We start from the raw sequence: 12007 nt of genomic DNA, 5'->3' as shown, positions 1-12007 counted from the left end.
GGCCGACGCGCCTCGATGATCGGAACGTGGTCCGAGCTGCGCGGGCAGGCTGCGGCGAGCACCGCAGCCTGCCCGCATCCGCCACGCCCAGGCCCCTCAGGCTGAACCGGCAGCGATGCCGGGACTCAGAAGTCCCAGACCGTCGGCACGAAACGGAAGGCGTTGCCGGCCGTGGCCACGTGGCAGACGGATGGGAACGGCAGGTGGCTGGCCATCAGGTGCTCACCGCTCGCCGCCATCTCCTTCAGCAGCCGAATCCGCACCCGAGCCGATTCCTCGGGGTCGTGTTCGAACCCGTTGTACCAGCCGGGCTGGTCGAACCCGCACTGGAACACAGCGTCACCTGCGAACGTCAGCCGCTCTCCACCCGACTCCAGACGGACGATGCAGTGACCGGGAGTGTGCCCCCCGGTGCGCTCGATGAGTACGCCGGGCGCCACCTCGAACTCGGTCTCGAAGGTGCGCAACTGACCGCGGTAGACATCCAGGAACCGCGCGGCGGTCGTGATGAGCGTCTCGGGCACCGGCGCCGGCATGGCGGTCCGGGAGAAGTCGGGCGCCTGCCAGAACTCGGCTTCGGCGGTGGCCAGGTGAACCCGGAGGTCCTTGCGCAGTCGGCCGCGCAGGCCTTCGACGAGCAGCCCCCCGATGTGATCCATGTGCAAGTGGGTGAGCACCACGTCGGTCACGGACGCGGGATCGATCCCGGCGGCGTCCAGCCTCATGGCCAACTGCCCGGCCCGGGGGAAGCCCGGGAACTCCGTACCCAGCCCGGAGTCGATGAGGATGGTCCGGTCCCCACTGCTTACCACGGACACGTTCAGCGGGTAGTCGATCACCTCCGGCGGCAGGAAGTTGTCACGGAGCCAAGCCGACAGCTCGGCCCTGTCGGCGTTGGTGGCCAGCGTCGCGGGGTCGATTGCCAGCACTCCGTCGCTGATCACTGTGACAGCGATGTCGCCGACCTTCAGCGCGTAGCGCGAGGGAACTGCCTCGTCCCTCATCGGTGCGTCGGAGTGCGCGACGTTGATCTGGTTCATGTGGTCGTCCTCTGGAGAGCGTCGACAGAAGTCATCGACGAAGTGACGAGGTCACTCCGTCCTACTCTCGCCATGACAAGCCACGACCAACGCTTGTGACGGCCCATCACATGACTCACACGTTCGTGTGAAACTCGCCGCAGCGACCCCACAACATGATCACGTACGTGTCATGAGCGGGATGTCAGACACCGCTGCGGCCTTCGGGCGAGATACGGGACCGGCCGCCGCCGTCCGACCTCGCGGATAAGGGCCGACCTGCCGTTGCAGCAGCTCCGGCTCGGCGATCTGTCGTCTCGTCGGGCCACGCCCCTCACGCAGGTCGAGATACGCCCCGGAACCGATCCGGCCGCGAGGGCGCCGGCGGCTCAGGTGAGAGCCGCGCGGATCGCCTTGAGGTACGTATCGACGTCGTACACGGCGTGCGAGACGGCCGGATAGCGTTTGATCATCGCGTCGTATGCCTCGGGTCCCGAGTCCGAGGCGGTGGCGTCGGTGAACACGGTCACGCGTTAACCGCGTTCTATGCAGCTGCGGGCGGTGGACTCGAGGCACATGGTGCCGATCATCCCGGCGATGGCGATGGCGATGGCGATGGCGATGGCGATGGCGATGGATTCCACTCCCTGCTGACGAAGCTGCACGTCGAGGTCGGTCGCGGCCAGGACGTCGATGTTCTTGTGCGGCCCGATGACAATCTCGCCCTGGGCGGGAGAGAGGTTCGGCTGGAACTCCGCGCCCCAGCTACCCCCTCGAACATGCGGTTCTCGAACGTCACCTGGTGAATGCCGGCCGGGCGCTTCCACCGGGTGCCCGGTCTCGGCGTTGAATATCGGTACACCGAGTGCGAGCGGAACGCCTGGATCATGATCGCCGCCCAGGCGCCGCCTGCGACCACGTCACCGCGCAGTGGCATGGGCTTCGACCACGTCCACTTCGCCGGCGACGACCACGCCTGCGCGAGCAGCACGCTCGATGCCGTGGACTGTGCGAACGTACCGTTGCGGCGGGACCAGCCGTCGACGACTGGCCCGGCCCGTGCCCGCCTTCAGGCTCCTCCTCCGCGGGTAATTGTGGGTTAAAAGATCTCACGTCCGGTCACACGGCCGAACAGTCTCCGGTCTCACTGAATAAGAGCGTGAAGCGTTCCCTCGGACTGGCGGGCCGGTGTTACGGCCCCCTCTGTCATCACTGCCGTGCGTGCCGGACGGGCGCCCAGGAGAGCGGGGACGACTCGTGAACGCCTGCAGCCCGCAGGGACAGCGATGTCACACGGCGGGCGGCTCATCATCAAGCACGTGGCCTGTCGCCACATGGCACACCCCTTTCGGAGAAGATATGCGTACCAGCCTCGACACCAAGGTCGCCCTCGTCACAGGCGCTTCCTCCGGCATCGGCCGCGCGACCGCGCTCGCCCTGTCCGAGGCCGGAGCCAAGGTTGCCGTCGGCGGCCGCCGGGTCGGCCGCATCGCCGGCCTGGTTGAGGAAGCGCCCGGCGAGATGCTGGCCCTCGACATGGACGTCACCGACCCCCAATCCGTACGAGACGCCGTCGAGGCGACCGTGGACCGTTTCGGCGCCCTGGACGTCGTGGTGAACAACGCGGGCCTCATGCTGAACGGCCTGGTCCTGGGCGCGGACACGACGCAGTGGACCCGCATGATCGAGACCAACCTGCTCGGCTCGATGTACACAGTCCATGCCTCACTGCCCCACCTGCTGGAGTCGAAGGGCACTGTCGTGCAGATATCCTCCACGTCCGGGCGCACGTCGTCGGCCGGTACCGGTGCCTACTCGGCGACCAAGTTCGGCATCACCGCGTTCTCGGAAGCGCTGCGTCAGGAGGTCACGGAGCAGGGCGTGCGCGTCGTCGTGATCGAGCCCGGCTTCGTTTCCACCGAGTTGATCAGCCACTCCACCAACCCCGACAGCAGGGCCATGGCCAAGAAGCTGGCCGAGTCCATGCGCACCCTTCGGGCCGACGACATCGCGGCTGCCGTGCTGTACGCGGTCACCCAGCCTCACCATGTCGCCGTCAACGAGATCCTCGTCCGCCCGACGGACCAGGCGCGCTGACTGACCGGCTGTTACTGAGTTTGTGGGCGTGATGTCGGAAGGGCTGACAGAGGAAGTCAGTCGCGGTAGGCCGGAACCACGCGATATCCGCAAGGTGGTGGCCTGACGGCCGAGCGGCGGGCCTTTCGGGAGGGAGTCCGCCTGCAAGCGGCCGCGATGTTCGCCGCAGGGAGTCTGCCGCACGATCGGGTGACATCTGAACTGGCTTGCCCTGTGGGGCGGGTGGGAAGGATGTCGCTGTGCCCAAGCCTTATCCGAAAGAGTTCCGTGAGGACGTTGTGCGGGTCGCGAGGAACCGTGGTCCGGGTGTGACGGTCGAGCAGGTGGCCGCCGACTTCGGTGTCCACGCGATGACGCTGTGGAAGTGGATGCGGCGGACGGACATCGATGACGGATCCAGGCCCGGAGTGACCAGCCAGGAGAGTGCGGAACTGCGGGAAGCGCGGCGGCGGATCAAGCTGCTGGAGCAGGAGAACGAGGTCCTGCGCCGGGCAGCGGCCTATCTGTCGCAGGCGCATCTGCCGGGAAAAGGATCAACCCGCTCGTGAAGGAGCTGGCCGTGGACGGGGTGCCCGTCACGGTTGCGTGCCGGGTTCTGAAGCTCGCCCGCCAGCCCTACTACCGCTGGCTGGAACGACCGGTGACCGATGCCGAGTTCGAGGAGGCCGTCCGCGCGAACGCGTTGTTCGACGCCCATCGCGACGATCCTGAGTTCGGCTACCGGTTCCTGGCCGACGAGGCCCGCGCCGCGGGATCGGTCATGGCGGACCGGACCGCGTGGCGGATCTGCCGGGACAACCGCTGGTGGAGCGTGTTCGGCAAGAGGCGTGGCCAGACGAAGAAGGCCGGCTCGCCGGTGCACGACGACCTCGTCCGGCGAGACTTCACCGCAGCCGGCCCGAACCGACTGTGGCTCGCCGACATCACCGAACACCCCACCGCGGAAGGCAAGTTGTATCTCTGCGCGATCAAGGACGTCTTCAGCCGCCGGATCGTGGGCTACTCGATCGACGCGAGGATGAAGTCCCGCCTGGCCGTCGCAGCCCTGGACAACGCTGCTGCCCGGCGTGACGGGGTCGCCGGATGCATCCTGCATACCGACCGAGGGTCGCAATTCCGGTCACGGAAGTTCGTCCGGGCGCTCGACGGCCACCGGATGGTCGGCTCGATAGGGCGGGTCGGGGCGGCCGGCGACAATGCGGCCATGGAGTCGTTCTTCAGCCTGCTGCAGAAGAACGTCCTCGACCGCCGCACGTGGGCCACCCGCCTGGAACTGCGGATCGCGATCGTGACCTGGATCGAGAAGACCTACCACCGGCGCCGCCGACAAGCCTCACTCGGCCGACTGACCCCCGTCGAATTCGAAACCGTCATGACCACACCGGCCACCCAAGCCGCGTGACCATACCTAACACCTGTCACCTAGAGCTGCAGCAGACCCTTCTGTCTGAGGGCGTGTGTGAGGCGGGTCTTGCTGAATCCGGGCTTGCGGCCGATGGGGTCAGGCGGACGTCGGCGACCGTGCTGATCTGGGCAGAGAGGAGGGAAGCGACGAAGGAGTCGATGTCCAGCCCCTCGTATCCGGCGGACCACAGCCCGCGGTCTGCCGTCTGAGCCTGGCGGAACAGGTTGTCGAGGGAGACGGCGTCCGGTTCGGAACGGGTGCGGGAGGAGATGCCTCTGCGTCTTACGCAGCGGATGAACCTGGGCTCGGTTCCTTCCCCAAGCCCTGCTGGATGAGGGCCAGAGTGCGGGTGGCTACATGGTTGGGGTCGGTGCCGTTGTCGACGGCGGCCATGGCGGCTTGGAGGAGGCCGCCGATCAACTGCGCGGTAAGGCGAGGGTCGGCGGGATTCAGGTCGTCGATCGCGTTGATCAGGGGGGTGTAGTGGAGGTGGTGGAGTTCGTGGACGCGGTCACGGCACTCGGCGGGCAGGTCTGCGCGCATGAGGGCGGCGGCGGGGCGGTGCAGGCCCTGGGCCGCGAGGTGCAGTTCGGCGTGGACAAAGGCGTCGATGCGGGCATGGGGTTCGCTCGCCGTGTCCAGGGCCTCGGCCATGGCAGCGTCGGCGGTGGTGAAGGTGTCCTCCACGATGGCTGCGAGCAGGGCGGCGCTGGAGGGGAAGTACTGGTAGAAGCTGGGGCGGGCTAGTCCTGCGCGGGCGGCGACCGCTGCCGGGGTGACGGCGGCGGCGCCGTGCTCGGCGAGGATGTCGACGGCTGCGCGGATCAGCGCCGCCCGCTGCTGGGCTCGGTGCTCAGGAACGGTGGCGGCGCTGATCTTGGGCATGGTGCGGTCGGGCCTTTCGACTCAGGTGGTCAGGTGAGCCGGCCGTCCCTGAGGGCCAGGACGCGGTCGGCTGCGTCCAGTATCTCCATGTCGTGGGTGACCATGACCGTCGCGGTGTTGTTCTGGCGGGTCTGCTCGGCCAGGAGATCCGCGACGTCGCGGGCGCGGGCCCGGTCGAGGGCCGAGGTGGGCTCGTCGACCAGGAGGACCTCGGGGGACAGGACGAGTGCGCGGGCCAGGCCGACGCGTTGGCGTTCGCCGCCCGACAGCTGGTGGGGGCGCCGGTTGGCGCGATGGCTCATGCCGACGGCTTCCAGCAGTTCCCCGGCCCGGGTGCGCGCGGCGGCGTCGAGCCGCCCAGCGAGATGTGCAGCGAGCAGGATCTGTTCGAGGGCGGTGAGGGAAGCCAGCAGGTTGGCGTTCTGGAAGACGTACCCGATGTGCAGCCGCCGGTGGGCGGTGCGCTGCCGTTCGGTCAGGGTGGTCAGGTCGGCGCCGGCGACATGGACGGTGCCCTCGGTGGAGGTCTGGAGGCCGCCTGCGACCGCCAGCAGGCTCGACTTGCCCGATCCGGACGGGCCGGTCACCGCCAGGAACTCTCCCGGGCGGACGTCCAGGGTTACCTGGTCCAGCGCAGTGACCTGCTGTTCGTCCGAGCCCAGGCGGAGTGTGACGTTGGTCAGCCGCAGTGCGGCCGGTGCGGCCGTTCTGGCCGACGAGGCGGGAGCGTGGGTGGGGTGGGTCATCGGCTTGCTCCGAGCGCGGTGAGGGCCTGGACCTTGGTGATGCGGCGGACCGCGACGATGGCGCCGGCCAGGCCGAGGACGATCAGCAGGACGGCGGCCAGGGTGATCTGGCTCGTCTGGAGGGAGAACGGCGCGGAGCCGTTCATGGCCCCGCCCAGGGCCAGACCGACGGCGGTGCCGGCGGCGGTGGCGGCGAGCAGGACGACGGTGACCTGGGTGAGGGCGTCGCGCAGGATGTATCCGGTGCTCGCGCCCATGGCCTTGAGCAGGGCGATCTCCTGGCGGCGCTGGATGGTCCACACCGTGAAGAACGCGCCGACGACCAGGGCCGAGATGGCGTACAGGAACCCGCGGATCAGCGTCATGGTGCTGGACTCGGCGGTGTATCCGGGCGAGGCGGCGAACGCGCCGGCCTGGTCGACGGTCTGCGTGCCCAGCCGCTTGTCGATCGCGGAAGTGTCGGCCGAGGAGGACAGCTGCAGAGCCACGGCAGTGGCCTGTCCGGCCGCGGCAGCCGGGACCTTGCCGGGCAGGCCGTAGTGCAGCTTCTGCCACAGCGGCAGCGGCGCGTAGACGGCCCCGACATGCCCGAAGGAGGCATGGCCGATGGTGCCGACGACGGTCACCGGGGTGCCGGCCTGGCCGACGGTAAGCCGGTCGCCGACGTGCACGCCCTCCTTGACGGTGTCCTGACTGACCAGGACACCGTCGGAACCCGCCTGGGACAGCGGCTTGCCCGAGGTCGGCGACGGAGCGAGGAAGCCGTTGGGCCGCACCCCGAAGACCGCCAGGTCCAGCTGCTTGGAATCGGAGCCGGCCAGCCGGGCATGCACCAGCTGTTCTCCCAGGGGCTCGGCCTTCCGCACGCCTGGCTGCCTGGCCCATTTCTGCCAGATGTCCTTGGTGACGGTGGAGCGGGAGAACAGCTCGCCAGAGGCGGATTTGTCGAAGGCCAGATGCGTCGCCGGAAGTCCGCGCAGGGCGGAGACGCCGGAGTCCGCCAGCCCGGATGCCAGCCCGGACAGGATGACACCGAGGACGGCGATCATCGCGACCACGGCACCGATGAGAGCGAAGCGACCGCGGGCGAACCGCAGATCGCGCAGGGCGAGGAACACGTGGATGACCGCTCTGCTCAGGCGCCGACGGCGACGACGGTCTCAAAGGACTCGATCTCGCCCGCCATGCCTGGCGAGGACTGGTGCGCCGCGCGGAAGGACAGCGACTGCATCCAGGCGCTGAACGCCTCCTTGGAGGCGAAATCCATCACCGCCACGTACACGCCGCTCTCGTTCTGCGGACGCAGCAGACGGGCCGACAGAAGACCCGCCACGTCGGCCAGGTGCTGGCCCATGCTCGCCCCGAACTGCTCCTCGAACCCGTCGGCAGCCGCCGCCGGAACAGGAATCCGGTTCATCACCGTGAACATCTCGTACATCACCCCATGCATCAAGGACAGGGCCGACAGAATTTGCCGACGCTCGTGTCAGCATCGTACGGCATGTTCCTGACGGTGCTGTCAGTATGTGTGCGGTGTGATTCGTTCGATTCAGACCTCGTTGTCACCTCCCCTGAGCAGGCAGTCCGGCCGAGGCTCGTCATCGGGCAGCCCCGCGCACTCAGAAGTGCGAGCGAGGGCAAGCAGAACGTCGACAGCTCGTTCCCGGAACCCGCACCCGCACCTGGGCCCCCGGAACCGGAGTCGCTCACCGCGCGCGGCCTCCAGGGGTACCGGGTCGTGTGCGTCCACGTCGGCGGATGCCACGTTGCGGGAAAAGCTTGCGCGGCGCAGGCCGGGACCAGGTGCGGCAGGCGCTCGCCGCGTCGGTGGATGCGTGCCCGTACTGTCGGCCGGACACGGCACTCGGCCTGCTCGGCTGACCTGTCTTCACCGTTCGCACACATGGCGTTCCATGGCGGTTGGCCTGTCGACCTGCCATTTTGGGTATTGGGTCAGCTCGATTTCCAGCACCGTGGGACTGCGGACGGTGCCCCCCACACGCACAGGATTGGCAGGTATGGCCTTCTTCGCGATCTCCTCGACGAACCCCCTCGTGCTTCTGTCCAACAGTGATCTGGTGCGCGACAACGAGCGGCTCGGACTTGCCAACCATCAGCTGGAACAGGCGGTGTCGTCGCACGCCGTAGTGGATCAGGCAATCGGCGCGGTGGTGGCGATCGGCAGCATCGCCCCTGAGGAAGGCTGGCGGGTTCTGCGGGACGTTTCACAGCGCACGAATGTCAAGATCCGTGTTGTCGCCGAGCACGTTCTGATGTTCGCTCAGGGCAGGCCCTTGCCGGAGGCGGAGCGCGTCGAACTGAACCGGGCCATCGGGCGTTACGCCGCCCTGCGGGGCGGCTCTGGAGGGGACGAGACTCGCCCTGCGTGTGACGATCATGGCCTTCCATGCGCGGAATGACTTGGTGCTTCCCGGTCGTCGGCGGCCGGGAAGCCGGACCCTGCGGTTCGAGGGGGGCAGTGCCGGGCTCTCAGGAGAGGGCGGCCGAGGTGGTGTCCATCGCACCCGCGCGCGCCCACACGCCTGGGACTGCAGCCGCTCTCGCAGGTCCAACGACCCGCCGCAGGGCGCGTTCCGGCGCCAAAACCGGATTGACGGCCTGCGGCAACTCTCCTGCCCGGCTTCACCACGCCTTCACTGCGCGGATCGGGAAGAGCCAGAGGCGCCCGACATCCTGGACGCCCGCGCGGGAGTCTCGGACCTTCCCGCGCGCAACGACGGCCGGCCTCGCGCGTGCTGCGCGCTGACGCGCATTGTCGGCGCCGACGTCAAGACGTCGTACATGGTGCACACACGCGAGACTCCTCCTGTTGTGCCCCGGGTAAACGAAGGACCGCGCAGGTACAGGTACGGCCCCCGCCGGGAATCGCCAGGGAACGTCGGCGGGGGCCGCGGGTGAGGCGCCACCATGGCCCCATGATGTGCTGCCCCACAGTTCCGTCCGTGGCGCCGCGGGGGGCGGGAGGCACCCGCGGGCACCGCGAACGGATGACCGGGCCGCTGTTGTCGGCGATGCGGCACCGGCCGTCTGAGGTCCGTCCTGCCCGGGGTCAGGGGGAAGACGGAGAGGAACGAGGTTCCCCTCGTGCGGAACGCAAACGCTATGGCACATGCCAGAACTACCTCAAGACCGCCGAATGCCGCGCCGGCCGGAACTGTCTGATGTCACTGGCACATGCGGCGGGCCGTTCCGCGCGAACCGCCCATGTGCGGATGACGGCCCACCGGGCCGGTGCTTCGATGGACAACCACCACAGAGATTGCGGCAAAACTGGGGAGAAGTGGGCATGAGCGCACCACCGCCGTTCGCCATCCACGCGGTGGACACCGGGGACCCGGTACTCGTCCGCGTGAGTGGGGAACTCGACCTGCACACTGCACCTGACCTGGACAGCGCCCTGACAACGCTGCATGCCCGGCACTGCGAACTCGGCCTCGCCCAGGTGCCGTTCACCGACTCCACCGCCATCAACCTGCTGACCCGCCACCACCGGCCCGCTTCCGTGCCGTCGGCACCGGCTACCTCCGCTACGCGCAGGAGGAGCCCGGCCTGTTCCGCAACGGCTTTCCACATCCCTGGCGACATGACCCACGCCGCCGACGGCACCGCCGCGGGCACCACCGGCAAGACCCCCTTCGAGCTGCTCGGTGAAGCACTCGACGCTCTCGTGGAAGCCGGCTTGCTGCCCGAGGACGAGCACGGCCGTCGGGGGCGAGGCCGGCAGGGCGGTGGACGCAGGTGGGTTACTGAGGCGGAACTCGTGACGTCGTCGGGTGGCTCAGGTGGGGCTGATTGCCGGGCCGGTCTCGGCGAGGCGGCCGTCCATGACCAGACCGCCGGCCGCCGCTGACTATCTGCTGCGCTCGGTGCGGTCGTCGTACCTTTCGCGGGCGGTGAGGACATCCTCGATGTGCAGCACGGACCACTCCGTGAGCGCCTTCAGCGGTTCCCGTAGCGTCTGGCCGAGCGCGGTCAGCTCGTACTCCACGTGCGGCGGGACCTCTGGGTAGACGGTCCGGCTGATCAGCCCGTCGCGTTCGAGGGTGCGCAGCGTCTGGGTGAGCATCTTCTCGCTCACGCCCGCCAGCGCCTGCCGGAGCCGGCTGAACCGGGAGGTCCCGTTCCGGCCGAGTTCGCCGAGCACGAGGACCGCCCACTTGCTGCCGATCTGGTCGAGCAGGTCCCGCGACGGGCAGCCGCGCTCGTACGGATCGAATGACGGCATGGGCCCGGTCACCTTCTCGACAGCAGTCATGCGGCTCACCTCAATGCTTTCGCTGTGGTAAGTACCCTACCGAAAAGTGGCTACTACCCAACAGAGAGTATCCAGGTCAATCTGTGTTCCATCCCGCGGCGGACGGACCGCGGCAGGCGTGCAGGGCACGCGCGGAAGGAAGGAATGACCATCATGTCGATCGTCGTCACCGGAGCCACCGGCCAGCTGGGCAGGCTCACCGTCGAGGCACTGCTGCGGCGCGGGATCCCGGCCGCGGACATCATCGCGACCGGCCGGGACATCGCCGGGATCAAGGATCTGGCCGACCGGGGCATCACGGTACGCCGCGCCGACTTCGCGGACACCGACGGCCTGGCCGAGGCGTTCGCGGGGGCGGACAGGCTGCTGCTGATCTCGGCCTCGGTCCCCGTGAGCGAGCGGGTCGCCAACCACCGCCGCGTGATCGACGCCGCGGCGTCCGCAGGTGTGTCGCTGGTGGCGTACACGAGCACGACGCACGCGGACACGGCCACCACCGTCATCGGTGCCACGCACGGCGAGACCGAGGCGTATCTGCGGGAGCGCGGAATCCCCAGCGTGCTGCTGCGCAACAGCTGGTACCTGGAGAATTACACGAGCCAACTGCCGCAGATCCTGCAGAACGGCGCGGTCGTCGGCGCCGCAGGCGAGGGGCGGATCAGCGCCGCGTCCCGCGCCGACTACGCCGAGGCCGCAGCGGTCGTCCTCACCGCTGAAGGCCACACCGGCGCCGTGTACGAGCTCGGCGGCGACGAGTCCTTCACCCTGACCGAGCTCGCCGCCGCGATCTCCGCTGCGGCCGGAAAGCAGGTTGCCTACGCCGACCTCCCGGTGGCTGACTTCGCCCAGGTACTGGCCTCCGCGGGACTCCCCGCCGAGCTGGCGGAGGTCCTCGCTGACGCTGACCGCGGTATGAACCGCGGCGAGATGTACACCGACTCCGGCGACTTGCGCCGCCTGATCGGCCGCCCGCCCGTGACCCTGGTCGAGGCACTCGCGGCCGCCCTGCCTGACTGAGGTCGGGTGTCGCTGCGTCGTCGACAGCATGGATGGCACTGTGAACTGCCATCATCGGGGGGTGCTGATTCCCAGGGCAGTTGCTGTTGTCGTTGACGGACAGCGAGCGTTGGTCATCAAGCGATTCCTCAGGAAAGAGGCGTCGGGGGACTGCGTGATGTGCCAAGACAGGGGCTGGAGCGGGCCGAACTGCCCCGGACATCACTACGCGGTCCTGCCGGGCGGGCATGTTGAGGACGGCGAGAGCGCCGCGGACGCGGCATTGCGGGAGCTTCGTGAGGAGACGACGCTCGTTGCTCGGATCGAGCGGCAGGTGTGGACTGGCCGACACAACGGTCGGCCAGCCAGCTACTACCTCGTGAGGGACGTCCGGGGCAGCGCTGTCCTGTCCGGCGACGAAGCCAAAGCGCATGGCCCGAACGACAGTTACGAACTCATGTGGGTGACGGCCGACGCGTTCGACGAACTGAATCTGCATCCTGCGGACATCCGAGAGCCACTGGCACGGCTGCTTCGTGGCTGATCAGCCGCTGCGGAGCCGGCCGGGTGGCGGAATCCGCGC

At 68.5% G+C, this 12007-nt stretch carries 15 protein-coding genes; 7 read left to right on the top strand and 8 right to left on the bottom strand.

The features are described 5' to 3' along the window. Positions 1 to 125 precede the first annotated feature (125 nt). The 3 genes from J3486_RS14300 to J3486_RS14290 all read right to left on the bottom strand — a co-directional run bounded on the left by J3486_RS14300 (position 126) and on the right by J3486_RS14290 (position 1846). Positions 126 to 1040, bottom strand: a complete 915-nt coding sequence (locus tag J3486_RS14300; RefSeq protein WP_207820658.1) for an MBL fold metallo-hydrolase — start codon at positions 1038 to 1040, stop codon at positions 126 to 128. Between the two features lie 368 nt (positions 1041 to 1408). Beyond that, on the bottom strand, positions 1409 to 1549 hold the full coding sequence (locus J3486_RS14295; RefSeq protein ID WP_207820657.1) for a hypothetical protein: 141 nt from the start codon (positions 1547 to 1549) through the stop codon (positions 1409 to 1411). A 3-nt stretch (positions 1550 to 1552) separates the two neighbouring features. Then, positions 1553 to 1846 carry an isochorismatase family protein gene (locus J3486_RS14290; protein ID WP_207820656.1) on the bottom strand — a complete coding sequence of 98 codons (294 nt, stop codon included), beginning with the start codon at positions 1844 to 1846 and terminating at the stop codon, positions 1553 to 1555. 532 nt (positions 1847 to 2378) lie between these two features. Here J3486_RS14290 and J3486_RS14285 point away from each other — a divergent pair. Both J3486_RS14285 and J3486_RS14280 read left to right on the top strand, forming a co-directional pair. Next, positions 2379 to 3116: an SDR family NAD(P)-dependent oxidoreductase gene (locus J3486_RS14285; protein WP_207820655.1), complete on the top strand. Its 738-nt coding sequence runs from the start codon at positions 2379 to 2381 to the stop codon at positions 3114 to 3116. A 239-nt stretch (positions 3117 to 3355) separates the two neighbouring features. Then, a protein-coding gene (locus J3486_RS14280) for an IS3 family transposase (RefSeq protein ID WP_207820654.1) occupies positions 3356 to 4518 on the top strand; the annotation gives its coding sequence in 2 pieces (ribosomal slippage) (positions 3356 to 3640 and positions 3643 to 4518; 1161 coding nt in all). Positions 4519 to 4803: 285 nt separating this feature from the next. Here J3486_RS14280 and J3486_RS14275 read toward each other — a convergent pair. Genes J3486_RS14275 through J3486_RS14260 form a run of 4 tightly spaced genes read right to left on the bottom strand, consistent with a single transcriptional unit; the run spans position 4804 to position 7590 of the window. Then, positions 4804 to 5406 (bottom strand): TetR/AcrR family transcriptional regulator, encoded by a 603-nt coding sequence (locus J3486_RS14275; RefSeq protein WP_207820653.1) that lies wholly within the window; start codon positions 5404 to 5406, stop codon positions 4804 to 4806. A 29-nt stretch (positions 5407 to 5435) separates the two neighbouring features. Beyond that, positions 5436 to 6152 carry an ABC transporter ATP-binding protein gene (locus J3486_RS14270; RefSeq protein ID WP_207820652.1) on the bottom strand — a complete coding sequence of 239 codons (717 nt, stop codon included), beginning with the start codon at positions 6150 to 6152 and terminating at the stop codon, positions 5436 to 5438. Then, complete coding sequence (locus J3486_RS14265) at positions 6149 to 7270, bottom strand: ABC transporter permease (RefSeq protein ID WP_207820651.1); 1122 nt, start codon at positions 7268 to 7270, stop codon at positions 6149 to 6151. The genes J3486_RS14270 and J3486_RS14265 overlap by 4 nt, the downstream gene beginning before the upstream one ends. Before the next feature lie 17 nt (positions 7271 to 7287). After that, entirely contained in the window at positions 7288 to 7590 is a 303-nt protein-coding gene (locus J3486_RS14260; RefSeq protein ID WP_207820650.1) for an antibiotic biosynthesis monooxygenase, read from the bottom strand. Between the two features lie 320 nt (positions 7591 to 7910). Between J3486_RS14260 and J3486_RS44025 the strand changes: the two genes are divergently transcribed. From J3486_RS44025 to J3486_RS14250, 3 genes are all read left to right on the top strand, one after another. Continuing rightward, entirely contained in the window at positions 7911 to 8033 is a 123-nt protein-coding gene (locus J3486_RS44025) for a DUF6233 domain-containing protein (protein WP_229378051.1), read from the top strand. Between the two features lie 137 nt (positions 8034 to 8170). Beyond that, complete coding sequence (locus J3486_RS14255; RefSeq protein ID WP_207820649.1) at positions 8171 to 8572, top strand: ANTAR domain-containing protein; 402 nt, start codon at positions 8171 to 8173, stop codon at positions 8570 to 8572. A gap of 887 nt (positions 8573 to 9459) precedes the next feature. After that, positions 9460 to 10023, top strand: a complete 564-nt coding sequence (locus tag J3486_RS14250) for an STAS domain-containing protein (protein ID WP_207820648.1) — start codon at positions 9460 to 9462, stop codon at positions 10021 to 10023. On the opposite strand, the gene J3486_RS14245 is transcribed toward J3486_RS14250, so the two are convergent. After that, positions 10024 to 10428 carry a helix-turn-helix domain-containing protein gene (locus J3486_RS14245; RefSeq protein WP_207820647.1) on the bottom strand — a complete coding sequence of 135 codons (405 nt, stop codon included), beginning with the start codon at positions 10426 to 10428 and terminating at the stop codon, positions 10024 to 10026. It abuts the gene before it with no gap. A 144-nt stretch (positions 10429 to 10572) separates the two neighbouring features. On the opposite strand from J3486_RS14245, the gene J3486_RS14240 reads away from it, so the two are divergent. Continuing rightward, positions 10573 to 11445: an SDR family oxidoreductase gene (locus tag J3486_RS14240; protein ID WP_207820646.1), complete on the top strand. Its 873-nt coding sequence runs from the start codon at positions 10573 to 10575 to the stop codon at positions 11443 to 11445. A gap of 61 nt (positions 11446 to 11506) precedes the next feature. Then, positions 11507 to 11968, top strand: a complete 462-nt coding sequence (locus tag J3486_RS14235; RefSeq protein WP_307804808.1) for an NUDIX domain-containing protein — start codon at positions 11507 to 11509, stop codon at positions 11966 to 11968. Positions 11969 to 12007 lie beyond the last annotated feature (39 nt).

It is taken from the genome of Streptomyces sp. VRA16 Mangrove soil (assembly GCF_017377775.1).
Classification (GTDB): Bacteria; Actinomycetota; Actinomycetes; order Streptomycetales; family Streptomycetaceae; genus Streptomyces.
The sequence above is the reverse complement of the archived record's forward strand: the minus strand, read 5'-3'. Positions and strand labels throughout refer to the sequence as shown.